General features: G+C 64.2%; 20 protein-coding genes. 12 read left to right on the forward strand and 8 right to left on the reverse strand.

Annotated elements, in window-relative coordinates:
- Positions 1 to 100 precede the first annotated feature (100 nt).
- The 4 genes from RGQ06_RS11000 (at position 101) to RGQ06_RS11015 (ending at position 4,851) form a co-directional block, all read left to right on the forward strand.
- On the forward strand, positions 101 to 1,657 hold the full coding sequence (locus RGQ06_RS11000) for an ABC transporter substrate-binding protein (protein WP_432428943.1): 1,557 nt from the start codon (positions 101 to 103) through the stop codon (positions 1,655 to 1,657).
- A 52-nt stretch (positions 1,658 to 1,709) separates the two neighbouring features.
- On the forward strand, positions 1,710 to 2,903 hold the full coding sequence (locus tag RGQ06_RS11005) for an amidohydrolase family protein (protein WP_432428942.1): 1,194 nt from the start codon (positions 1,710 to 1,712) through the stop codon (positions 2,901 to 2,903).
- Positions 2,900 to 3,964 (forward strand): TIGR03617 family F420-dependent LLM class oxidoreductase, encoded by a 1,065-nt coding sequence (locus tag RGQ06_RS11010; protein WP_432428941.1) that lies wholly within the window; start codon positions 2,900 to 2,902, stop codon positions 3,962 to 3,964. Before RGQ06_RS11005 ends, RGQ06_RS11010 begins: the two co-directional genes overlap by 4 nt.
- 74 nt (positions 3,965 to 4,038) lie before the next feature.
- A complete protein-coding gene (locus RGQ06_RS11015) occupies positions 4,039 to 4,851 on the forward strand; it encodes an amidohydrolase family protein (protein ID WP_432428940.1) in 813 nt (270 codons plus the stop codon).
- A 73-nt stretch (positions 4,852 to 4,924) separates the two neighbouring features.
- Here RGQ06_RS11015 and RGQ06_RS11020 read toward each other — a convergent pair whose 3' ends face one another.
- The 5 genes from RGQ06_RS11020 to RGQ06_RS11040 form a co-directional block, all read right to left on the reverse strand.
- Complete coding sequence (locus tag RGQ06_RS11020) at positions 4,925 to 5,722, reverse strand: IclR family transcriptional regulator (RefSeq protein WP_432428939.1); 798 nt, start codon at positions 5,720 to 5,722, stop codon at positions 4,925 to 4,927.
- Positions 5,719 to 6,900, reverse strand: coding sequence for an ABC transporter ATP-binding protein (locus RGQ06_RS11025; RefSeq protein WP_432430668.1), 1,182 nt, complete (start codon positions 6,898 to 6,900; stop codon positions 5,719 to 5,721). The genes RGQ06_RS11020 and RGQ06_RS11025 overlap by 4 nt, the downstream gene beginning before the upstream one ends.
- Entirely contained in the window at positions 6,792 to 7,778 is a 987-nt protein-coding gene (locus tag RGQ06_RS11030; RefSeq protein WP_432428937.1) for an ABC transporter ATP-binding protein, read from the reverse strand. Before RGQ06_RS11030 ends, RGQ06_RS11025 begins: the two co-directional genes overlap by 109 nt.
- Positions 7,779 to 7,805: 27 nt before the next feature.
- Positions 7,806 to 8,444, reverse strand: coding sequence for an ABC transporter permease (locus RGQ06_RS11035; RefSeq protein ID WP_432428936.1), 639 nt, complete (start codon positions 8,442 to 8,444; stop codon positions 7,806 to 7,808).
- Positions 8,445 to 8,646: 202 nt separating this feature from the next.
- Entirely contained in the window at positions 8,647 to 9,591 is a 945-nt protein-coding gene (locus RGQ06_RS11040) for an ABC transporter permease (protein ID WP_432428935.1), read from the reverse strand.
- A gap of 365 nt (positions 9,592 to 9,956) precedes the next feature.
- Between RGQ06_RS11040 and RGQ06_RS11045 the strand changes: the two genes are divergently transcribed.
- The 6 genes from RGQ06_RS11045 (at position 9,957) to RGQ06_RS11070 (ending at position 16,878) form a co-directional block, all read left to right on the forward strand.
- The gene (locus tag RGQ06_RS11045) at positions 9,957 to 11,621 is read left to right on the forward strand and encodes a flavin-containing monooxygenase (protein ID WP_432428934.1); all 1,665 of its coding nucleotides are present in this window, start codon (positions 9,957 to 9,959) and stop codon (positions 11,619 to 11,621) included.
- Between the two features lie 8 nt (positions 11,622 to 11,629).
- The gene (locus tag RGQ06_RS11050; protein ID WP_432428933.1) at positions 11,630 to 12,595 is read left to right on the forward strand and encodes an alpha/beta hydrolase fold domain-containing protein; all 966 of its coding nucleotides are present in this window, start codon (positions 11,630 to 11,632) and stop codon (positions 12,593 to 12,595) included.
- A gap of 50 nt (positions 12,596 to 12,645) precedes the next feature.
- Positions 12,646 to 13,857 (forward strand): CaiB/BaiF CoA transferase family protein, encoded by a 1,212-nt coding sequence (locus tag RGQ06_RS11055; RefSeq protein ID WP_432430721.1) that lies wholly within the window; start codon positions 12,646 to 12,648, stop codon positions 13,855 to 13,857.
- Between the two features lie 66 nt (positions 13,858 to 13,923).
- Positions 13,924 to 14,739: a crotonase/enoyl-CoA hydratase family protein gene (locus RGQ06_RS11060; RefSeq protein WP_432428931.1), complete on the forward strand. Its 816-nt coding sequence runs from the start codon at positions 13,924 to 13,926 to the stop codon at positions 14,737 to 14,739.
- Positions 14,726 to 15,598: a crotonase/enoyl-CoA hydratase family protein gene (locus RGQ06_RS11065; protein WP_432430722.1), complete on the forward strand. Its 873-nt coding sequence runs from the start codon at positions 14,726 to 14,728 to the stop codon at positions 15,596 to 15,598. Before RGQ06_RS11060 ends, RGQ06_RS11065 begins: the two co-directional genes overlap by 14 nt.
- Entirely contained in the window at positions 15,598 to 16,878 is a 1,281-nt protein-coding gene (locus RGQ06_RS11070) for an acyl-CoA dehydrogenase family protein (protein WP_432428929.1), read from the forward strand. Before RGQ06_RS11065 ends, RGQ06_RS11070 begins: the two co-directional genes overlap by 1 nt.
- A 627-nt stretch (positions 16,879 to 17,505) precedes the next feature.
- On the opposite strand, the gene RGQ06_RS11075 is transcribed toward RGQ06_RS11070, so the two are convergent.
- The 3 genes from RGQ06_RS11075 to RGQ06_RS11085 form a co-directional block, all read right to left on the reverse strand.
- On the reverse strand, positions 17,506 to 18,687 hold the full coding sequence (locus RGQ06_RS11075) for a tyrosine-type recombinase/integrase (protein WP_432428928.1): 1,182 nt from the start codon (positions 18,685 to 18,687) through the stop codon (positions 17,506 to 17,508).
- Positions 18,688 to 18,963 (reverse strand): helix-turn-helix transcriptional regulator, encoded by a 276-nt coding sequence (locus tag RGQ06_RS11080; protein WP_432428927.1) that lies wholly within the window; start codon positions 18,961 to 18,963, stop codon positions 18,688 to 18,690. It abuts the gene before it with no gap.
- 348 nt (positions 18,964 to 19,311) lie between these two features.
- On the reverse strand, positions 19,312 to 19,560 hold the full coding sequence (locus RGQ06_RS11085) for a hypothetical protein (protein WP_432429069.1): 249 nt from the start codon (positions 19,558 to 19,560) through the stop codon (positions 19,312 to 19,314).
- Between RGQ06_RS11085 and RGQ06_RS11090 the strand changes: the two genes are divergently transcribed.
- Together RGQ06_RS11090 and ppsA are read left to right on the forward strand one after the other, a co-directional pair.
- Complete coding sequence (locus RGQ06_RS11090) at positions 19,463 to 20,428, forward strand: zinc-dependent alcohol dehydrogenase family protein (RefSeq protein WP_432429065.1); 966 nt, start codon at positions 19,463 to 19,465, stop codon at positions 20,426 to 20,428. The genes RGQ06_RS11085 and RGQ06_RS11090 overlap by 98 nt on opposite strands.
- Positions 20,429 to 20,509: 81 nt before the next feature.
- Positions 20,510 to 22,822, forward strand: a complete 2,313-nt coding sequence (gene ppsA / locus RGQ06_RS11095; protein ID WP_432428926.1) for a phosphoenolpyruvate synthase — start codon at positions 20,510 to 20,512, stop codon at positions 22,820 to 22,822.
- Positions 22,823 to 22,830 lie beyond the last annotated feature (8 nt).

Genomic DNA, 22,830 nt, shown 5'->3' on the forward strand with positions numbered 1-22,830 from the left:
CAGGTCTCGTTGTCGGAACGAGCCTCCGGGAACCTTTGCATCTGCCAATCAGAAGAATCACACAACTAGGCCTGGATCTTGGGCACAGGAGGCATCACCCATGAAACTCCGCGCGCTACTCGTCTGCATGCTGCTCTTAGCGGCATGCGGTAACGACGACTCACCTAACGAGCAGGCCGAGGCCGCCACGCCCGCGGCGGCGAGTGGAAGCGGGGGTGAGGTCGACGGATCGAGCACGGACGCAAACGATGTGAGGCGCGGAGGGGAACTCACCTACGCGCTGGTCTCGTTCCCTGAGCCGATCGATCCGCTGAGCATCACTACCCGCTCCGCCAAGGATGTCGGTCGCACGATCTTCGACACGCTGGTGACAGTCGATGAGTCTGCAGAGATCGTTCCTCTGCTCGCTGAGTCCTTCGAGACCCCCGACGGCGGAGCCACTTGGGTACTGGATCTGCGGGAAGGAGTGCTGTTCCACGATGGCACCACCTTTGACGCAGCCAGTGTGGTCGCACACACCGAGCGCCTCATGGACCCCGAGAACAACTGTCGCTGCATTGCCAGTGTTTCCAGCATCACGAGTGTGGAAGCAACGGACGACTTCCAAGTGACCTACACGCTGGAGGCGCCAAGCGCCTCCTTCCCGGCAACCCTTGCGGGACCCGTAGGCATGATCGGTGCTGCAGGTACGTCGCCCGACCTCCCCATCGGAACGGGGCCCTTCACGTTCGTCGAGTCCATTCAGGACGATTCGATCCGGGTTGAGCGCAACCCTGACTATTGGCAAGACGGCCTGCCGTACCTCGATGAGGTGACCTTTCGAGCCATCCCCGATTCAGCGACTCGCTATGCGGCGATCCAGTCGGGTGAGGTCGACATGTACTGGGAGAACAGCTACCAGCGTTGGCAGGAGATCCGAGGAAACGATGATCTCCAACTCATTGAGTTCGGCGGGTTCGGCTCCTACTACATCACTTTCAACATGGGACGACCTCCGTTTGACCAAATCGAGGCACGTCGTGCCGTTGCAATGGCCCTTGACCTCGAAACCTTGCACGAAACCTTGCACGCGGGACAAATCCAGCCTGCAACCAGCATCTTCCCTCGCAATACCTGGGCATACCCGGGAGAAATCGACAGCTATCCCACGTACGACCTCGAGGGCGCGCGTGGCTTGGTCGAAGATCTGGGGGGCATCAGTTTCACGCTGCTGACACCTGAACTCGTCTACGAACAGGCGGTGGCTGTACAGGCGATGCTTATGGAGGCCGGCATGGACGTCGATGTACAGCGAAGCGAAAACATTGCCGCCATCGAACAGGTCACTGCAGGGGATTACGACGCAGCTCAGTTCTCCTTCACTGGTGATATTGAACCGCTAGTTTTTGCTTCGAGATACGGTACAGGTAACCCTCGGAATACTGCACAGATGAGTGATCCTCGGATGGACGAACTGTTGGAAGCTGCGGACACCACGATCGGTAATGATGACCGAGCAGGAATCTTCGCCGAAATCGCCGAGGTTGCCGCCGAGATCATGCCCTATGCGCTGCTGGCAAACCATAACGACGCATGGGTGGCCCGCGCAGACATCCTCGGTATCCCTTCGACGCCGGATGGAGTTGTGAAGCTCACCTCCGCCTCGCGTTCGAGTTGACGAACTTCCCGTCCGACAGCTGCCAGGGCACACCGAACAGGAGGATTGTCAGATGACTGTCAAGGAAGCGGTTGCGCCGCTCAACTACCGGCTTTTCGATGCCGACAACCACTATTACGAACCCCGCGACTGCTTTACGAGGCACATCGAGGCCAGCTTTCGGGACGCCGCTATCCGGCCCGAGCTACTAGAGACTGGTGAGGAGGTGCTCTATTTCGGCGACCGGCGTTTGATATTCCCGACGGTGAAGTTTGATAAGTGTGAGCCTCCGGGAGCCTTGAAAGACATTCTGCGCAGCACGAAGTATGGATCATTTGAAGAGGCGCGATCCTCAGAGAATATGCACCCTGCGTTTCAGGATCGCGGCGAGCGACTGAAGCTGATGGACGAGCAGGGGGTGGAAACGACACTCCTGCTTCCAACGGTCGGAGTCGCATGGGAACAGGAAACGCTGCATAATGTTCCCGCCCATTACGCCAACCTGCGGTCATTCAACCGTTGGGTTGAGGAAGACTGGGGATTCGGGGACGACGGTCGAATCCTTGGTGTCCCGCTGATCTCCTTGGTCGACCTTGACGAGGCCGTTGCCGAGACGGACCGGCTTCTTGAAAGGGGAGCGCGGGTTATCCACATCCGTCCAGCTCCGATCGGTGGACGATCGATTGCCGATAGGTACTTCGATCCGTTCTGGTCTCGGATTGCGGAGGCGGGAATCCCCATCGCCTTCCATCTCGCCGATTCGGGCTACACCGATGTGTCGGCGATGTGGGGAGAAGAGCCTCGACCCAATGCTCGATCCGTCTCCGCGCTCCAGTGGGGCTTCTTCTTCGGGGATCGTCCCATTATGGAGACGCTTGCTTCGCTGATATATCAGAACCTGTTCGGACGCTATCCGGAGCTGAAGGTGATGAGCATCGAGAATGGTTCGGCATGGGTTCCATACTTCCTTAAGCAGTTAGACAAGGGCGCGAAGATGGGCCGGTACGGGGCCTGGCCGAATGGTAAGCCAGCCGATCGGCCCTCCAACTACTTTCGCCAACATGTGAAGCTCACGCCGTATCACGAGGATGACTGTGTTGGCTTGGTGCAGATACTTGGGCCTGAAATGGTGCTTCTCGGGTCGGACTACCCCCATCCGGAGGGAACCAAGTCTCCCGCCGAGTTCGCGCATTCCCTTGCGGGTCTAGGTGAACAAGAGGTTCGGCTAATCATGCGAGATAACCTCCGTGAGTTGTTGGATCCATGAAGATTGATGTGCGCCTCGATCGGCCGCTGACAGACACCGTTGCCGAGGCCATTGCCGCTGAGTCAGCAGGGTTCGATGCCCTTTGGTTTGCGGAGGCAGGAACGGACCCGTTCGTGCCGAACGCAGTCGCAGCGCCGGTCACCTCGACGCTCGGCCTGGGTACAGCTATCGCGGTCGCGTTTGGACGTAGCCCACTGACCGTCGCCCAGATTGCCTGGGACCTTAACGCCCTCTCTCGCGGGCGGTTCATGCTCGGGTTGGGATCACAGGTGAAGGCGCACATCGAGCGCCGCTACTCGATGCCTTGGTCTCGTCCGGCGGCCCGAATGAGGGAATACCTACTCGCCGTAGATGCGATCTGGAGTACGTGGGAAACCGGTGCTCCGCTCGACTTCAATGGCGACTTTTATTCGCACACACTAATGACGCCGACGTTTTCCCCGTCCGTACGTGAGTGGGGTCGGCCTGAGGTGCACTTGGCTGCGGTTGGCCCCCTGATGACGGAAGTCGCCGGCGAGGTCGCCGACGGAGTGCGTGTCCACTCCTTCACGACGGCTCGGTACCTCAGCGAACGCACCATTCCTAGCCTTCAGCGAGGGCTGTCCCGGGCGGGGCGCCAGCGATCTGATGTGGTGGTCTCGTTGCCCCTTCTCGTCGGGGTCGTATCCGATGAGAGCGACCTCACCCGTATCGCGGAGGAGAACCGGCGTCGCGTGTCCTTCTACGGATCAACACCGGCGTACCGGGAGGTTCTCGAGCTCCACGGGTGGGGAGAACTGCAGACGGAACTGCATGCGCTCTCGCTGCAGCAGCGATGGGACGACATGGCCGCCTGTGTTGACGACGAGGTCCTCAACACCTTCGCAGTGATTGGCGAGCCCTCCAGTGTCGCTGAGGAGATCCAGAGGCGATACGCCGGCCTCGTCGATCGCGTCTGTCTGTATTTCGCCCAGGGACTGCAGGAAGGGCCCGCCGCCGCCGATCTGCTCGACGCTCTGAGCAAATATCGCGACGCATATACCACTGTGGGTGGACGCCAAGAGTCATTGGAGAGGAAGTAGGAGTGGTCACTTCATCATCAGGGGCTGGGATCCCCAAAGCGCCCGTCATCGACTTCTGGACGAATGTGCGGTCCGTGAGAGCAGCAGAGGCGTGGCGCAGCCACGGTGCGTTGAAAAGGGTGGCCGGTTACTTCGGGGCTCAAGAGGCAATGGAGGAGCGGAGCGTAGATGCTGTAGTCGCCGAGATGGATGAATGCGGTGTTGATATGTCAGTCGTGACCGGTATGGTCGGCGTTGACCCGGTTTACCCCAGCTACAACTATACGATCGATGAGGTTTTGGGTTGGTGCACTGAACATCCAACTCGCCTTCGAGCGGCAATGAACATCGACGGAATGGGGAGCATTTCTGCAGTATGTCGTAAGCTCGAGGAAGTCGCGTCACATCCTGGCCTTGGGGTCGTTCGCGTGATCCCAATCAGCGTCAACCTCGCGGTGAATGCTGCTGCCCTGTACCCAGTCTATGAGCGATGTGAAGCGCTCGGGGTGCCGGTGTCGGTGAACGTGGGGGTCCCAGGGCCACCGATGCGTGTCAAGTACCAGGACCCCATGCTCCTGGATGACGTCCTAATCGACTTCCCGGAACTCACCGTTGTCGCTGCACACATGGGTCATCCCTGGGAATCGCTGCTGATCCGGTTCATGCGCAAGTACGAGCGTTTGCACCTGGCGAACTCGGCTTGGCTCGCTGACTACCTCGCGCCGGAGGTGCTGCGCTTCATGGACTCGTCCACAGGAAGGGATCGTCTCATCTTCGCAAGCGATGCGCCACTATTGCCGCTGCGGAGGGCACTGGACGCCGCACGTGGCTTGGATCTGTCTCCCGAGGCGATGCGTGGGTTTCTCGGCGGCAACGCAGCACGTGTCATGGGGTTGATCTCCGGATAGTGAGCACGCGTGCTGTTGATCTCGCCCCCGATCCCCCGGGCGTTCGCCGACGTTTGACGCAGTAACCGGGGAGTCAGATCCCGTACGTGAGAAGCGCCTCATCGAGCGAGTCGGTCACGATCTCGGCGCACACGTCGATGAGCTGGCGTAGGTCGCCCTCAGTCCGTGGCGCTCGGCTTCGCGGATAACCGACTGCGAAGGCGCCGAGGCAGACACCCTTGACCATGAGTGGAAGTGCGAAGTCCCAGGCATCGGGTGAGGATTCCTGATCGCTCACGGCGGGGGCGCCGCTGCGGATCTCCATGAGCTCACTTTCGAGGTCCGCGAGGGTTCGGACCCGCCCACCAGCGCATTCGAACGTCCCGTTGTCGACCGCGAGTCGATCGAGCAGCTCCCTTGTGGGCCCATGAGCGAGCAGGGTCTTTCCTGCAGCAGTCAGGTGCAGCGGCGAACGGGAACCACGTGGGCACACCCAGCGAACGGGCGCGCGGGACTCTGCCGTTTCAAGGCATAGCAACTCACCATCCCGGCGGACGAAGAAGGACACGGTCTCGTTGGTTCGATCCCGCAAGCGGAGCACGGCGCTCCTCACCATCCACCGCAGCGGACCGTCAGGGTCTGCTTCGTATGCGATGCGCAACGCCGCCGGTCCCAGGACATATCTGCCGTCTGCGAGTCGGACCGCGAAGGCGTCAGCCTCCAGCGTTCGCATCAGTCTCAAGGCCGTCGGCACAGGAATCCCCGTCCGCTCGGAGGCCTCGGTCAGCGTCAAACCGTCCGAACGAAGCGCAGTGAGAAGGCTTAGCGCTCTGGAGACCGAGCGAACGGGTGTAGCCGGAGAGCTTGAGTCTGACACTGACTTACCGATCATCTTGTGGGCGACTGCCCGACGACACCATTCGCCCTCCGTGTTGGCAGAGGTGTCATCTCGACGGGCGCACTGGCGGAGAGAGGGTAGTGGCAAGCGACCTGATGGCCCGGCGAGATGGTTTGGAGTGGTGGTACATCCAGCGAGCAGCGCTCATCTGCGCGGTCGCATCGAGTTCGGAAGCGACACCCGCTGGGAGGGTCGGTAGGTGAGGGAAGCTCCCCCCGCAGGTTCACTCGACGCAGCCGATCAGGGTGGCGCGGATCTGGCTTCGGAATCGCGGAGAGCAGCGCCTTCGTGTACGGATGCCGAGGTGAGCGGTAGAGGCTTTCCGCTGGGCCGATCTCACAGAGCTTCCCCAGATACATTACTCCGATCCTGTCGCTAACCAGCTTGACCACCGCCAGGTCATGGGCGATGAAAATCGAGGTGAGCTCAAGGTCGGCTCGCAACCTGGCAATGAGGTTGAGGATCTGAGCCTGGATGGATACGTCGAGCGCAGACACTGCCTCGTCGAAACAGATGAGGTCGGGATCAAGCGCGAGCGCCCGGGCGATGGCGACCCGTTGACACTGACCACCCGACAACGATCCTGGCCGTGACGTCAAGTACCCCTCGTCGAGGCCGACGAGATCCATGAGCTCGTGTACGCGATCGTTTCGGCTTGATGATGTGCCGACTCGATGAACTTGGAGCGGCTCGGCGATGCAATCGCGAACTGTCCACCGCGGATTCATGGACGCATGCGGATCCTGGAAGACGAGCTGCATCCGGCGCCGCAAGCGTCGCAGTTGCCTCGGTGGGGTAGTTGTCAGTTCGATGCCCCCGAAGGTCACCGTCCCCGCTGTGGGTGGTGGGGCTTGAAGGATCGTGCGAACGGTGGTCGACTTTCCGCAGCCAGACTCCCCGACCAGTCCAAGCGTCTCGCCCCGATGCAGCACGAAGGAAACGTCCGACACTGCCTGGACCTCCGCTCCGGTTGGAAGCCGAAAGGTCTGGGTGAGACCTGTGGTCTCGAGGAGTGGGGTCGGCGGAGTATCCGGTGGTGAAGCCGCCGCGCCAGGCGAGATGGTCATTTGACGGACTTCTCCTCTTGGTCGTCCCAGCAGTCCCACCAGTGGCTCCCTACCTGTCGTCGCGGCGGTGCAGTGGTCCCACAGATTTCGACTGCGAGATGGCATCGCTCTCGGAAAGCGCACCCAGGCGGCGGATTGGAGGGGTCCACGGGCCGCCCCTCCACGGACTTCAGTAGGGAGCCAGGCGGCATATCGACGCGAGGGATGGAGTCGAACAGAGCACGCGTGTAGGGCATGCGCATGTCCTCGAAGAGGTCGGCAGTAGTTGCGTGCTCCACCCCTCGGCCGGCGTACATGACCATGATCCGGTTCGTGTGCCAGGCAGCGACACCTAGGTCGTGAGTGACCAGGATCATTCCCATGCCGCGTTCCTCCTGAAGGTCGCCGAGCAAGTCGAGGATTTCGGCTTGAACAGTCACGTCGAGCGATGTGGTCGGCTCGTCGGCGATAAGGATGCTGGGGTTTGCGGCGAGTGCCATGGCGATCACGATGCGCTGTCGCATGCCTCCGGAGAGCTGGTGGGGGTAAAGCCTGATGCGTTTGTTGGCATCAGGGATGCGTACTGCGTCAAGCAGGCCGACGACGCGGGTGCTGAGTTCCTTGCGTCCGAGGCTCGGTTCATGCGCCCGAATCGCCTCGGCGACTTGGTCACCTACACGCATGATGGGGTTCAGTGCACGCATCGGATCCTGATAAATCATCGCGATCTCGCCGCCTCGAAGGCGACGCATGACCCTCTCCGGGGCATCGAGCAGGTCGTGTTGGCCATAGCGCAACGTCCGAGCCTTTACCCGTGCAGTTGTAGCCGGAAGGAGTCCCATGATCGCGCGGGAGGTGACGGACTTTCCCGAACCCGACTCTCCTACGATCCCCAGACTCTCCCCGGAGCCCAATGAGAAGGATGCTCCTCGGACGGCGTGCAATCGGCCTCGCGGAAGCTCGAAGTCGACGTGGAGGTCGTCAACCTCGAGGATGTCGGTCACGGAAGAAGGCGACAGTGAGGAGTGCATCTACCGCCCCAGACCTGCGGCGGGCGCGCCGGACCGGAGGGAGTCGGCGAGCAGATTGAGGCTCAGAATGACCATGAAGAGAAACGCCCCAGGGACGAGAGCGACATGAGGTGCTCCTTGGAGGTGTGGGCGTCCTTCCGCGATCATCGACCCCCAACTTGGCGTCGGCGGCTGGACTCCAAGCCCGAGGAAGCTGAGTGATGCTTCGACGATGATGGCCATGCCGATGGCGAGCAAGGCGTATGTCAGTAGAGGGCTGACGGTGTTCGGTGCGATATGCCGCCACAAGATGTGCCGATGTGGCGCTCCGAGGAGCGCTGAGCTGCTCACGAAGTCTCGCTGCGTGATGGACATGGTGGTAGCTCGAGCGAGTCTGGCGTAGTGGGGCAAGGTCGAGAACGAGATTGCCACGACGACATTTCGCAGGCTCGGACCGAGGAACGCAGCAATGGCAAGAGCAAGAATAAGCGTGGGAAACGCAAGAACCATGTCCATGACCCGCATGATCCCGGCGTCGATACGGCCCTTCCAGTACCCAGCGGTGATCCCGAGCGTCCCTCCGATGAGCAAGCACAGCGCAACCGAAGCCACGCCTACGAAGATCGAGATGCGGGCGCCTTCGAGCGTGCGCGCAAGCATGTCGCGCCCGTATCCGTCTGTGCCTAGGAGGTGACCTGGGCTGAGAGGCCCGGCTCTAGCGTTGCGGAGATCCTGGGATCCGCTGTCCGGAGCGAAAAGAGGACCAACCATTGCGGCAGCGGTGAGAACGGCTAGAACTACCACCGGAATGCGGGCACCGACAAGCCTGCGAGCACGAGAGCGAATCGAAGGAACTGTCGAGTCAAGCACGGCGCTGTCCTCCCAGCTCGATTCGTGGATCGAGGGCGGTATAGAGAACGTCGACGATGAGGTTGAGCACGACGTAGGCGGTAGCGGCCAAGAGGACCACGCCTTGGACCACCATGAGGTCCCGTTGGGCGATCCCTTCGATCATCAGGCGGCCGATTCCAGGTATCGCAAAGATCGTTTCGGTAATGACTGCGCCACCGAGCAGCACTCCCATGTTGACGCCCACGACGGTGACGAGCGAGAGAAGCGAGCCGCGTAGTACGTGGCGAACCAAGATCCGCCGGTTCGTAAGCCCCTTGCCGTATGCCGTCGTCACGTAGTCCTGCTCGAGCGTGTCGACCATGTCGCTGCGCAGTACTCGTGTGTAGATACCGAACTGGGAGAGCGCGAGGGTGACGGTGGGCAACGCAATGGAGCGGAGGTTCTCCACAACGCCGTTGCTCAGGCGACTGAACCCCGTTGCAGGGAGCCACCCGAGGTGCACGGCGAAGATCAAGATCAACACGTATGCAGCCAGAAAGTTCGGCACCGAAATCGTGGCGAACGCGGATGTGTTGATCGTCCGCTCGAGCCAACTTCGTGGCTTCCACACGCAGGCGATCGCCGCGGGCACGCTGATCAGCAGCGCAAGGATCTGGGCGAAGACCACGATCTGCAGAGACACCGGAACGCGGTCGAGGATGGTCTCGAGCACCGGTTGGTCTGTCCGGAACGAGGTCCCGAGATCGCCCGTGACTGCACCGGAAACCCAGTCGAAGTAGCGCACATGGAGCGCTCGGTCGAGACCGTGCTGGGATCGAAACGCCTCGAGGGCCTCTGGCGGAGCGTTGTCGCCTAGAACCGCGAGACCGGGATCGCCCGGCAGCAGGTTCAGTATCAAGAACGTGAGAAGACTCACGCCGCCCAACACGACCACAAGCTGCACGACGCGTTGCATCAGTGCACGGATGGTGGGTGAGGACCTGAGACGGGTCGCTAGTGCGAGAACGTCCACGCCCTGTCCCCTAATCGCGTTCATACGGTCCCCCCGGGCCAATAACTGGAACGCCAACTTCGTAGAGTGAAAGCGATCCTGCCAGTCCGGACCCTGCCCCGTCAAGCCATCGCGAGAGTTCTCGCTGGGAGTGGTTGACACCGCCGCCCTCCGGATTCATACTCGCTTCCACGGTACGAACATGTACTTCCAAAACGGTTCGATCTCGGGGGAGGTCGCACCAAGGCGCAAGCGCTCACCGCCGAACGGGCGAACTCTCTGCTGAGCAGGTTGCGTGCGCCTCACGAAGCATTCGAGCAGGAGGAACCATGGCGAGCGAGGCAGGGACCGAAGCCGAGGTGGATGCGGTAGTCGTTGGTGCCGGCTTCGCCGGCCTATACATGCTGCACAAACTGCGGGATGACCTCGGATTGAAAACCCGAGTGCTCGAAGCGGCCAGCGGTGTGGGGGGCACGTGGCACTGGAACCGGTTCCCAGGGGCGCGCTGCGACAGCGACGCGTACGTCTACTGCTACTCGTTCGACGAAGAACTCCTTCAAGAATGGGACTGGAGCGGAAAGTACCCCACCCAGCCAGAAATCTTGAGCTATCTGGAGCACGTGGCAGAGCGGTACGACCTGAACAAAGACATCACGTTCAACACGTTCGTGGATGCAGCACACTTCAACTCTGCGGACCGCGTCTGGGAGATCCAGACGCGAGACGGGGAAATCGTGCGGGCTCGGTACTTCATCACGGCCATCGGTCATTTGACGATCGCTCGCTATGTCCCAGATCTGCCCGGACTCAGGTCCTTCGACGGCGAGTGGTTCCACACGTCGGCTTGGCCAGAGGGTGTCGACCTGAAGGGCAAGCGGGTGGGAATCATAGGAACCGGCTCAACAGGCGTTCAGGCCATACCTGTCATCGCCGAGGAAGCCGAGCACCTCGTTGTCTTTCAGCGGACACCTCAGTACGTGGTCCCGGCCTGTCACGAAACGGTCGACGAAGCATTCCTTGCAGAGGTAAAGGCCAACTACCCCGAAATCTGGGAACGATCCAAGTGGTCCGCGGGAGGGTTCCCTTGGCAGCACAATGGCCTATCGGCGCTTGACGTCGATGACCGCGAGCGCTGGCAAGTCTACGAGCGTCTCTGGGCGGAAGGGGGTCAGAAGTTTGCCATCGGATCCTACAAAGACATCCTGATGGATCGTCGTGCAAACGACACCGTTTCGGAGTTCATCCGGGCAAAGGTTCGAGAGCTCGTTCAGGATGAAGACCTGCTATGGAAGCTGCTTCCCGCCGATCACCCGTACATGGCGCGACGTCCCATCATCGGAACGCACTACTACGAGACGTTCTCTCGAACAAACGTAACCCTCGCCGATGTCAAGCACTATCCGATCATCGAAGTGACACCAGACGGGATTGAGACCGAAGAAGGGCACTTCGCCCTTGACGTCATCGTTTTCGCAACCGGCTTCGATGCTCTCACCGGACCCTTCTTCAACATTGACATTCGCGGAGAGGGCGGTCTCTCGCTACAAGAGGCATGGCGGGACGGGCCGAGCGGCTACTTGGGTCTACTCACCAGCGGCTTCCCGAATATGTTTATGATCACCGGTCCCACCAGCGCTCAAGGCAACGCTCCCGTCGCTATCGAGCACCACGTCGAGTGGATCGCTGACTGCATCGACTACATGCGTCAAGAGGGCGTCGAGCTGATCCAGCCATATGAGGATCTGGAGTCGGAGTGGGTGCAGGGGATCCGCCGGCGTGCAGACCGCTCGCTGAAGACTCTTTCGGACTCCTGGCAGAACGGTTCGAACATCCCGGGCAAGCCGCACATGGTTCTTTCGGCGCCTGGACACTTCGGTATGTATCGCAAGACTACCGACGAGGAGGCTGCTCAGGGTTATCCGCATTTTATGAAGACAAAGGCGATTGTGGACTCCAGGCTGCAGTCCTCGGTCTCGACCCGCTCGGCCCAGTAGGAGCTCTGATGTTGGATCAATCCTCCCGCCGACTTATCACGTCGCTCGCCGATCATCTCGATGGTTCGAACCGGCTGGCCGATCGACAGCTGCTCATCGAGCGGAACGGTCCAGCCCCGAGAATGAGTCGAGCTGAAGATGTCGCAATCCCGAGGGTCTTCTCTGAAGCCGATGGTCAGGCCCGGCTCCTCGTGCCGATCCCTCGGCCACGTGGTTCGATCGTGTATGTGCCCGGCCTTGGACCGAGTTGGGTGACTGGCGGACCTAGGGAACACGACACGATCTGTCGCAAGATTGCCGAACGCAGCGGTTGCGCCGTGCTGGTCGTCGATTGGAAACGACCCCCCAAGGGGACGCACCAAGAGGCTCAGGCGAACGTGGCCGACGCGCTCGCCTGGATGTCCGCCCAGATGCCAACGGCGAGTTCTCCCAATCGTGGACTGATCATCATGGGAGATGGGTTGGGGGCAGGTGTTGCCACTGCCGTCGCCTCAGGCGCTGGGCCGGTACACGGCACGGACGTCGCGCTGCAGGTGCTGATCTGCCCTGCCGTGGAAGCTGTCGTCCCCACGCCTGATGCCGATGCCGATGATCCATTACTGGATGCCAGTCAACTCGAACTGATCCTGGCGGCCTACCGGCGTGGTGCATCTGCGGACCGACCTGAGGTCTCCCCCCTGCGAGCGAAGACGCTGGCGGGTGCACCGCCGGCGGTGGTCGTCACTGCAGGCGCTGACCCGCTGCGCCCGCAGGGCGAGGCCTATGCGGCCCGGTTGGCGCAAGCCGGCGCGTTGGTGAGCCACCGCACGTATCCGGGTCAGCTCCACGGGTTCTTCAACATGCTGGAGCTCCTCCTCGGCGAAAGAGCGCTTCAAGATGCGCTCAATGCCATCAACCTCTACATCGTTCGTGGCACGGAGGGACTGCGCCGCCAGACGGCGAGGGCTGAGACGGAGGTGCTGGCTATCCAATGACCATGCAGGTAGGCGACAAGGGCCACGATGATTCGAGGAGGAAAAGCGTGATGGAGGCCAACGGCCCACTTTCGGGACTTCGTGTTCTCGATCTCACCCACGCAGTAGCAGGACCATATGGCACGATGCTACTTGCCGATATGGGGGCGGATGTCATCAAGGTCGAGAAGCCCCTAGGCGGAGACCTGGTGCGCAACCTTGGGTCACCGTTGGAAGGCACGCCCGACAAGGACTACTTTTTCTCGGTCAACCGAAATAAGCAGAGTGTCGCTATCGACATGAAGGAGCAGCGGGGCCGTGATTTAGTACTTGAACTCGGATCGCATGCGGACGTCGTCGTGCAGAACTTGCGTCCAGGCGCGGCGGAGCGCCTTGGCCTTGGCTTCGAAGACCTCCAGGCGGTGCGGCCGGACGTCATCTATTGCGGTGTTACCGGGTTCGGACCAACCGGTCCTTGGGCATCACGGTCGGCCAATGACACCATCATCCAAAGTACGTCTGGGCTCATGAGTATGACGGGCGAACCGAACGGTGCCCCAGTCAGAATCGGGCCGCCGATCATCGACCTCGCTACCGGGATCTACCTCTACGGCGCCGTGGTGACCGCGCTCCTGCAGCGGGAGCAACATCCCGAGGGGCAGCACATCAGCATCAGCATGCTTGATGTCGCGTTCTCGATGATGGCGAACTACATCCCTGCGGCGGCAACAAGAGGCGAGGAAATCCCGAGAATGGGCCGAGGGCATGCCCAGATCGCTCCCTACGACGCGTTCACCTGCGGCGATGGACGCGCCCTGATCGTCGGAGCATTCAATGAGAACTCCTGGCGTGGTTTGTGTGAGGTGATCGACCAGCAGGAATGGCTGGACGATCCTCGCTACAAAACGAATGCGGACCGTTTGGAGCACCGTGGGGAGCTGACGGCTGACCTTGAGGCGATCTTTGGTACCGCTCCTTTGGACGAATGGGCCGACAAACTCGAAGCCGCCGGCGTTATCGCCAACCCAGTTTACCCGCTCCATGAGGTGATTCAATCTGAGCAAGCCAAGGCGAATGGCAATCCGGTGGCCATCGAACTGGATGACGGTCGGGTCGCTCACACGGCCAAAGATCCGATGACCTCCACGAGCTGGCCATTGCAGCCAACTCGGCGCCCACCAGGGCTGGGTCAGCACACGGACGGCGTGCTCTCTGGCTTGTTGGGGCTCGATGAATCCCGTCTTTCAGCGCTTGAGGCGCAAGGGGTCATCCGTCGGGTCTGAGCACGACGACCGGTGGTCAATGACCGAGACCGGCCAGACAAGCGGTATGCGAACAGAGGGAACGCGATGCAGGTGAATGAAACCGAAGACCAGAGCGGTGCTGTGACCGTCATCGTTGACGGCCCCGTGGCGATCGTTGAAGTCAGCAGGACCGAGCGGCGCAACGCAGTCGATCAAGGCACGGCAACGTCCCTTCACGGCGCGTTCTCTCGATTCGATCAGGACGAGGACCTCTCGGTCGCCGTGCTCACCGGGGACGGAGGCACCTTCTGTGCCGGTGCCGATCTCAAAGCGATCGGCCGGGGCAACGGCAACCGAGTCTCGAGTGACATGGCCAAGCCAGGTCCTCTGGGATGCACGAGGATGATGCTGTCTAAGCCGGTGATCGCCGCCGTCGAGGGCTTCGCAGTGGCGGGCGGCCTTGAGTTGGCCCTTTGGTGCGACTTGCGGGTGGCTGCACGGGACGCTTCGTTTGGAGTCTTCTGCCGTCGGTGGGGTGTCCCGCTCGTCGATGGCGGGACGGTTCGTCTGCCAAGGCTGATTGGGCAGAGCCGAGCGCTGGACATGATTCTCACCGGTCGACCGATCAGCGGCGAGGAAGCCTTCTCCTGGGGTCTTGCCAATCGGTTGTGCGAACCCGGTTCAGCCTTGAAGGAGGCCGTAGCCCTTGCCCAGGAGCTGGCTGCACTGCCGCAAATGTGTCTTCGCTCTGACCGCTTGTCGACGTATGAGCAATGGTCGCTGTCGAACGATGACGCACTTAAGAATGAGGTCGAGCGAGGCCTACTGCCGATCCGGGCTGGGGAGACCCGTGGGGGTGCTCAGCGGTTCGCCAACGGAGCTGGCCGCCACGGAACGAGTGCGATCGATGCCGCCCCCTAGCCTCACGATCTCCGATCAAGGTGGCGTTCGGCATCTGGTGCTGTGCCGGCCGGAGCAAATGAACACCATCACCGCCGACCTACGCAACGAGCTCGACGAGTCTCTCGACAAGGCCGACTCGGACAAGAAGGTGAAAGTCGTACTGCTGCGCGCCGAGGGCCGAGCGTTCTGCGCTGGCTTTGGGCTCGATTGGTCGACGGAGAGGCAGGCAACCCGCGACGGCACGCGCGGGCGAGTCTGGGACAGCGTGGCCGACATCCAGATGATCAGCCGATTCGGAAACACGTTCGCAAAGCTTCACAACATCTCCAAGCCGACGATCGCAGCGGTGCAAGGTTGGTGTGTCGCCGGTGGTACCGACTTAGTTCTCAACGCTGACATCGTCATCGCTAGCGAGTCGGCGGTATTCGGTTACCCGCCCGCCCGCGTGTGGGGCGTACCGGAAGCGCCCTGGGTCTGGGTTGCACGACTTGGTCTCGAGCAGGCACGACGGTTTCTGTACACCGGTGACGAGATCAGCGGTCGGCGTGCCGCGGACATCGGCATGATCCTGGAGTGCACCTCTGATGACGACCTGCTCCAGCGCGCAAGCGACCTGGCCGAGCGTATGGCTCGTCTGCCGCTGAACCAGCTGCAGATGATGAAGTGGCTGCTGAACGACGTGGCTCGGGAGCAGTACGCGCCGGAGTCCAGCCGCATGCTCGGGTATCTGTTTGACGGCGTCGCACGTCACACCCAAGAGGGGCTCGACTTCGTCGATCGTGCGGAGCAGACGGGTTGGAAGCAGGCAACTGCCGAGCGAGATGCTCCCTTTGGCGACTACGGCCAAAGGGCTCGGCACGGAGTTGGGAACGACTGATGGCATGGGATTTTCGAACCGAACTCGAGTTCCAGGAGAAGCTCGACTGGGTCGAGAGCTTCTGCAAGGAGAAGGTCGAGCCGCTCGACTACGTCTTCCCCTACGCGGTCCGCTCGCCGGACCCGGTGGTGAAGGCCTACGTCCGAGAGCTCCAGCAGGAGGTCAAGGACGAGGGCCTGTGGGCGATCTTCCTGGACGAGGAGCTGGGTGGTCCTGGCTTCGGGCAGCTGAAGCTCGGCCTCCTGAACGAGGTCATCGGCCGCTACTCCGGCGCCCCGCAGATGTTCGGGGCGGCTGCGCCTGACACGGGCAACATGGAGATGCTCGCCGCCTACGGCACCGAGGAGCAGAAGAAGCGCTGGCTCGAGCCGCTGCTCAACCAGGAGATGTTCTCCGCCTACTCGATGACCGAGCCCCAGGGCGGCTCCGATCCGAACCTGTTCCGGACCACAGCGGTCCGCGACGGGGACGAGTGGGTCATCAACGGTGAGAAGTGGTTCACCTCCGCGGGCCGGGTCGCCGACATCCTCTTCGTGATGTGCACCAACGGCATGTTCGTGGTGCCCCGCGAGACCCCGGGCGTGGAGATCCAGCCCCAGCCGCGCAACCACAACCACATCATCTACAACGACGTGCGCGTGCCGGACGACCACCTCCTCGGCCCCGAGGACGGCGCCAAGGTCCTGGCCCAGCGGCGCCTCGGCGGCGGGCGCATCCACCACGCGATGCGCACCATCGCCCAGTGCACGCTGGCCTTCGACATGATGTGCGAGCGGGCCCTGTCCCGTGAGTCGCACGGCAAGATCATCGGCGAGCACCAGATGGTGCAGGAGAAGATCGCCGAGTCCTACGCCAAGCTGAAGATGCTGCGGCTCTACGTGCTCGAGACGGCCTGGAAGATGGACCAGACGTCCAGCGCCGAGTGCCGCACCGACATCGCCGCGGTGAAGTTCACGATGGCGCGGGTGCTGCGGGAGATCTCCTTCGACGCCCTGCACATCCACGGCTCGCTCGGCACCACCGACCTGACGCCGCTGCAGGCCATGTACGCCGGCGCCCCCACGATGGGCCTGGCCGACGGCGCCGACGAGGTGCACAAGTCCACGGTCGCCCGCCGGGTGCTCAAGGACTACCGCCCGCATGAGGGCTACTTCCCCCGGGAGTTCATCCCGTACAAGAAGGAAGAGGCGTGGGAGAAGATCCAGCCCGTGCTCGACGCCCGCCCCGAGCTGCGCGAGTCGGCGGAGACCTACAAGAAGTACCTCGCCAACCGCCGCTGAGCGGAGAGGCACTGAGAGGTGACGTCGGATCACGCTGCCTACGAACTCCAAGGCTCCCAGCTGAGTCATTCGCCATCGGAGAACAATCCTTGCCCCTCGCACGGGAAGCGATGGGCTGCGATCGGGCCGGTCGACCGGGCACCCCCTTCCCCCGGGTGTCCGGCGGCCGAGCCCTCCTAGCCCTCGATCGCGGGACGGTGGCCGCCTAGATTGCTCGGCCGCCAGCCGTGCAGTCGTCATCGAACTCGAACGACCTAGGCCCGAAGCCCGCCGCCGTCTCCCACGATCGCCAACCGGCTCCGTGCGACCCCGTCTGAGGTGCCAGTCCCCGGTGACGGACCCGAACGCCCCATCAGTCAGCGTCTCGGGTGGTCCCGACCCATCACGCTCCGCGCTGGCCAGGAACGCGACCTGCCCGCCACGGCTGCGCATCGAGCACCCGACCGCCGTCGAGCAGCCGCCTGCCAGGCGTCATCACTTCACGCTCTCATCGGTGTCGGTAGTTCATGGCCTGTGCGGAGTCGCAAGATCAGCAGATCCGCGAAGCGCGCATATCCACCCACACGCTCCCTTCGCGCCCTGCTGAGCGATAGACGGTGTGAACATTGCTGCTCCTCAGCTCGGCAGCTACTGCCGAGCTCGTCGGCGCTCGATCAGCGCTCGGGCGCTGTCTTCTCGAGTGTTCACGTAGTAGTCCTGCGTGGTGGAGAGGCGCTCGTGTCCGAGCCAGGCGGATACGTCAGGAAGCGGCGCCGCCTCTCCACCGGCGTCAAGTGGATCGAGCATGGTGACTGCGTACCAGTGACGCAACCAGTGACCGGTCCATGCGCCCGTCTGCGGGTCCCACTGTCCGAGGCCATCCCGTGCTCGTTCCGTCGCCTTGCTCGACGCATCGACCCAGCGGCGCTGCTCGCTCGTTGGCGGGAACACCCACTGCTGGTCGCCGGTCACGGCGTGTTGTTCTCGTAGCGCAGTGACGGCGCAGGTGAGTAGGGGGGCGGTGCGGGCCTTGTCCGGGATCTCGCTCGCGCCCTTCACGGGGGCGAGCGCAGGCCACGGCTGGTAGCGGTTCGCCTGGTGAGGGATCCAAATCGTCTCTGCGTCGAGGTCTACTTGATCCCAGCGTGCGCCGAGGAGCTCGGCGTGTCGGCACCCGGTGCCGGCCTGTGCCCACACGAATCGCTCAAGCCAGACGCCCTCTCGGGCTGCGCACGCCTCTGCGAGCATTTCCACGTCAGCGAGGCGTGGGCAGAGGCGTCGGTACGCGCCGTTCTTTGGAGCTTGCTTCCGGGCCCGCTTCAGCGTTGGCCGCCGCGCCGAGGCCGTCCCCCAAGGGTCGGTGTCCGCAGGCCAGTAGCCGTTCTCCTGCCCGAAGCTCGTGACGTTGTTCAGAAGACGCTGCGCCGCGTCGAGCCGTCGCGGTCCGTGATTGGTCGTCACCTTCGCCGTCCACTCCCGCCACACCTGCGGCGTCGCCTTGTAACACGGCATACGAGCCAGGTACGCGACTAGCAGCGTGTCCGCCTCCGAGCGGTACTGCCGCAGTGTCCCCTCCGGCCCGTCGAGGCTGTCGAGCCACGCTTCGGTCACGTCACGGATCGTCTGGTGTCCGAGCTCGGCTCCGGCCTGCGACGACGCAGCGAGCGCTGCAGCCTCGGCGCGCTTGTCGCCAGCGACCCGTTCAGCTTCGGAGCGGGTCTTGCATCTGACGACGGCTCGCTTGCCGTCAGGCTTCCTGAACCAGACCTCGTGACGGGCGTTGATCGACACGCCGTACGGGTCTCGCTGCGAGCGGGGCTTGCCGGCCATCTACGCCGCCCACTGATCGATGCCGGTCCCGTCGTCCTCGACGGACGGGCGAGGGGCCCGAGGCTGGCGGTTCAGCCAGTCCTCGAGCTCCGCTCGGTGCCAACGGTGGGAGCGGGCGCCGAGCATGATCGGCTGCGGAAACGTCGGATCGTCACGGCGCACGTCGCGTAGGTGCTTGGCGGTCCAGCGCAGGTAGGCGCATACGTCGGTGGTGGTCCACAGCCGCTCGATCGGTGTGTCGGTCACATGCGCGGGGGAGAGGGTGGTGGCGGTCATGTGGCCGGACTGTGCGCGGCGTCTCCTACCTGGCAGCCACCGCACCGAAGCGCACCGGAACGAAGTTCGTGTTGCAATAAGATGCAATGACTACCCTCCAAGATTGCATTGATGCGCTGGTCACAACACTGTAGTTGCATGCTGGCAAGATCATGGACATCTTCGAGGGCACCGAGCAGATCCAGCAGGGCATCGTCGCCCGGGCGATCTCCGAGGGTCGCATCGACCCGCTGCGCCAGAACCGCTAGCCGGTACGCCCCGCAGGCCCAGCCGGCGGTGGTCGGCGGCCGCCGTGGCGCAGGACCTTCGGCCCTTCCCTGATCCGGCGAGCGGCGGTCTGATGGGACCTCACAGGACCGATCCGAGGAGGATCATGCGCGCCACCGACGGCGAGCGGACCATCGTCCGACGAGCGCCGAGGTCGGCCATCGAGGCCGGCCCGGTCCCGGCGACCGCGAGCTGACCGGTGCGGGCGTGGGCGGTCCGCTCGCCCGGACCGATCGCCGGGGGTCCGCTGACGTCGGTCTCCCGACCGGAGCCGCTCGCCGGGCCCGGCGAGGTGGTGGTCGAGGTCACGGCCTGCGGGGTCTGTCGCACGGACCTCCACCTCGCCGAGGGCGACCTCCGCCCCATGGCGCCCGGCGTGACACCCGGGCACGAGGTGGTCGGACGGGTGGTGCAGCGCGGCGCTGGCGCCGAGCGGTTCGAGCCGGGGGACCGGATCGGCATCCCGTGGCTCCGCCACACGTGCGGCAGCTGTCGACCCTGCCGGCGCGGGGCCGAGAACCTCTGCCTGCACCCGCGGTTCACCGGCTGGCACGACCACGGCGGGTTCGCCGAGCGCGCCCTGGTCGACGAGGCATACGCCTACGCGCTTCCTGAACAGTTCAGCGACGAGGAGGCTGCTCCGCTCCTGTGCGCGGGGATCGTGGGGTACCGCGCCCTCGTGCGTGCCCACGTCCCCCCGGGCGGACGCCTCGGGATCTACGGCTTCGGGGCCTCGGCCCACCTGGCGGCCCAGGTCGCCATCGCCGCCGGTGTGGAGGTCCACGTGTGCACGCGGTCCTTGGCCGCCCGGTCCCTGGCCCACGAGCTCGGCGCCACCTGGGTGGGTGGAGCTGCTGACCGCCCTCCGGTGCCGCTCGACGGGGCGGTCCTGTACGCGCCGGCCGGTGAGCTGGTGCCGGTGGCGCTCGAGGCCCTGGATCGGGGTGGGCGCCTGTCGATCGCCGGGATCCACCTCAGCGACATCCCGGTGCTCCGCTACCAGGACCACCTCTTCCAGGAGCGGGAGCTGGTGAGCGTCACCGCGAACACCCGCGCCGACGGCGAGGAGTTCCTGGCCATCGCATCGCGCATCGGCATCCAGGTCGAGACCACGCCGTACGGCTTCGACGATGTCGACCGTGCCCTCCTCGACCTCGCCGAGGACCGAGTCCGGGGCGCCGCCGTCATGGTGGTGTGAGGAGGGGCCGGTCGAGGACCTTCGGCTCTTCCCGGGGCTGCGATCCGGCCCGACACTGGCATCAGTGCGAAGGAGGTCGACATGACCACGGCCATCTCCTGGTTCGACGAGCTGTCACGGACCGACACCGCGACGGCGGGTGGGAAGGGGGCGAACCTCGGTGAGCTCGCGCGCGCCGGCCTCCCGGTGCCCGACGGCTTCGTCGTCAACGCCCAGGGCTACCTGGCTGCGATGGATGAGGGTGGGGTGCGGAGCGAGCTCCAGGCCGCCTTCGCGGCAGCCTGCGACGAGGCCTCGACGCCGACCGCCCTGGCCGACGCCGCCGAGCGGCTGCAGTCGCTGGTGCGCAAGGCCGGCGTCCCGGACGGGCTGCGCTCCGTGATCCTGGAGGCGTACCACCGCCTGGGCGACCGGATCCCGGTCGCCGTCCGGTCGTCCGCGACGGCCGAGGACACGAGTGGGACGTCGTTCGCGGGCATGCACGAGACCTTCACCGACGTGGTGGGCGACGATGCGGTCCTCGCCCGGCTCGTCGACTGCTGGGTGTCGCTGTTCGGTCAGCGCGCCATCTCGTACCGGGCGAGCCAGCACATGACCGAGGAGCCGGTCATCGCCGTCGTCGTGCAGCGCCTCGTCGCGGCAGACCGGGCGGGCGTGCTCTTCACGGCGGATCCCTCCACCGGCGACCGCAGCCGCCTCGTGATCGAGGGCGCGTTCGGTCTGGGCGAGGTCGTCGTGTCGGGGGCGGTGGAGCCGGACACCTACGTGGTCGGCAAGGACGGTCCCCGCATCCAGCAGGCGAGGATCGGCCACAAGACGCACCGCCTCGTCGCCGAGGCGGACGGATCCGTCACCCGGGTCGACCTCGATGGCGCGGAGGCCGACGCTCGGGTTCTGGTCGATGACGAGGTCCTCGAGCTCGCCCGACTCGGGCTGCAGGTCGAAGCGCACTACGGGGGAGAGCCCCAGGACGTGGAGTGGGCGATCGCCGCCGGGCGCCTCTACCTCCTCCAGGCCCGTCCCATCACCACGCTGGTCGCACCCGGCGCTGCATCGCTGCCGGAAGCCGATGCGGCTGATGTCGCCGTGCCGCTGGTCCGCGGGTTGTCCGCCTCGCCCGGGGTGGTGGCCGGGTCGGTGCGGGTGCTGGCCTCGCCCGCGGAGGGGCACCTCCTCCAGCTGGGGGAGGTGCTGGTGGCCCCCATGACGAACCCCGACTGGGTCCCGACGATCCGACGTGCGGCAGCCGTCGTCACCGACGGCGGCGGCATGACGTGCCACGCCGCCATCGTCTCCCGCGAGCTCGGCGTGCCCTGCGTGGTCGGTGCCCGGAACGCCACCACCCGGTTGCGGGACGGCGATGTCGTGACGGTGGACGGCGGTGCCGGGGAGGTCTACGAAGGCGATCGGGTCGGGGCTCGGACGGTGCCCGCCACAGCGTCGGCGCCGTCGGTGGTGCCGTCCGGCGAGGCGCTGGCGACGCGCATCTACGTGAACCTGGCCATCGCAGACCACGCCGAGGCCGTCGCAGCCCAGCCCGTGGACGGGGTCGGGCTGCTGCGGGCGGAGTTCATGATCACGGATGCCCTCGGCGGGGTCCACCCGCGAGCGCTGCTTGAGCGCGGCGGTCGCGCGGAGTTCCTCGACCGGATGGCGGGGTCGCTGCTGCGCATCACGCGGGCGTTCGCCCCACGGCCGGTGATCTACCGGACCATCGACTTCCGCTCGAACGAGTTCCGAGGGCTGGAAGGTGGGGCTGCGTTCGAGCCGGTGGAGGAGAACCCGATGATCGGCTACCGGGGCTGCTTCCGCTACGTGCGCGAGCCCGACCTGTTCGCGCTGGAGCTCGAGCTGCTCGGCCGGGTGCGAGAGGAGACACCCAACCTCCACCTCATGATCCCCTTCGTCCGCACCACCTGGGAGCTCGAGGCCGCCTTGGAGGCGATCGACGCGAGCGTGCTCGGTCGCCAGCGGGGGCTCCACCGTTGGGTCATGGCGGAGGTCCCCTCGGTCGCCTACCGGATCCCGGAGTACGCGGCCATGGGCATCGACGGGGTGTCGATCGGCTCGAACGACCTCACGCAGCTCATGCTCGGCGTCGATCGCGACTCGACGGTCTGCGCAGAGCTGTTCGACGAGTCCGATGCGGCGGTCCTCGACGCGATCGGCCGCATCATCGGTGCGTGCCAGGCCGCCGGCATCACCTCGTCGCTGTGCGGCCAGGCACCGTCCAACAAGCCGGACTTCGCCGAGTACCTGGTTCGCCTCGGCATCGACTCCATCTCGGTCATCCCCGACGCGGTCGATGCGGCGCGTCGCGTCGTCGCCTCAGCGGAGCGACGCCTCCTGCTCGATGCGGCGCGCCGTGACGCTCGGAGCGCAGGGCTGCCATGACCCCCGCC

It is taken from the genome of Salinilacustrithrix flava (assembly GCF_041228405.1).
GTDB lineage: Bacteria > Actinomycetota > Acidimicrobiia > Acidimicrobiales > Salinilacustritrichaceae > Salinilacustrithrix > Salinilacustrithrix flava.

What these genes read in the sequence shown, in the direction of transcription:
- RGQ06_RS11045 (WP_432428934.1), top strand. Translation starts at nt 9,957, where the DNA reads ATGGCGAGCGAGGCAGGGACCGAAGCCGAGGTGGATGCGGTAGTCGTT.
- RGQ06_RS11050 (WP_432428933.1), top strand. Translation starts at nt 11,630, where the DNA reads ATGTTGGATCAATCCTCCCGCCGACTTATCACGTCGCTCGCCGATCAT.
- RGQ06_RS11040 (WP_432428935.1), bottom strand. Translation starts at nt 9,591, where the DNA reads ATGCAACGCGTCGTGCAGCTTGTGGTCGTGTTGGGCGGCGTGAGTCTT.
- RGQ06_RS11005 (WP_432428942.1), top strand. Translation starts at nt 1,710, where the DNA reads ATGACTGTCAAGGAAGCGGTTGCGCCGCTCAACTACCGGCTTTTCGAT.
- RGQ06_RS11065 (WP_432430722.1), top strand. Translation starts at nt 14,726, where the DNA reads ATGCCGCCCCCTAGCCTCACGATCTCCGATCAAGGTGGCGTTCGGCAT.
- RGQ06_RS11035 (WP_432428936.1), bottom strand. Translation starts at nt 8,444, where the DNA reads ATGCTTGCGCGCACGCTCGAAGGCGCCCGCATCTCGATCTTCGTAGGC.
- RGQ06_RS11075 (WP_432428928.1), bottom strand. Translation starts at nt 18,687, where the DNA reads ATGGCCGGCAAGCCCCGCTCGCAGCGAGACCCGTACGGCGTGTCGATC.
- RGQ06_RS11080 (WP_432428927.1), bottom strand. Translation starts at nt 18,963, where the DNA reads ATGACCGCCACCACCCTCTCCCCCGCGCATGTGACCGACACACCGATC.
- RGQ06_RS11000 (WP_432428943.1), top strand. Translation starts at nt 101, where the DNA reads ATGAAACTCCGCGCGCTACTCGTCTGCATGCTGCTCTTAGCGGCATGC.
- RGQ06_RS11025 (WP_432430668.1), bottom strand. Translation starts at nt 6,900, where the DNA reads ATGCCATCTCGCAGTCGAAATCTGTGGGACCACTGCACCGCCGCGACG.
- ppsA (WP_432428926.1), top strand. Translation starts at nt 20,510, where the DNA reads ATGACCACGGCCATCTCCTGGTTCGACGAGCTGTCACGGACCGACACC.
- RGQ06_RS11060 (WP_432428931.1), top strand. Translation starts at nt 13,924, where the DNA reads ATGCAGGTGAATGAAACCGAAGACCAGAGCGGTGCTGTGACCGTCATC.
- RGQ06_RS11020 (WP_432428939.1), bottom strand. Translation starts at nt 5,722, where the DNA reads ATGATCGGTAAGTCAGTGTCAGACTCAAGCTCTCCGGCTACACCCGTT.
- RGQ06_RS11010 (WP_432428941.1), top strand. Translation starts at nt 2,900, where the DNA reads ATGAAGATTGATGTGCGCCTCGATCGGCCGCTGACAGACACCGTTGCC.
- RGQ06_RS11055 (WP_432430721.1), top strand. Translation starts at nt 12,646, where the DNA reads ATGGAGGCCAACGGCCCACTTTCGGGACTTCGTGTTCTCGATCTCACC.
- RGQ06_RS11070 (WP_432428929.1), top strand. Translation starts at nt 15,598, where the DNA reads ATGGCATGGGATTTTCGAACCGAACTCGAGTTCCAGGAGAAGCTCGAC.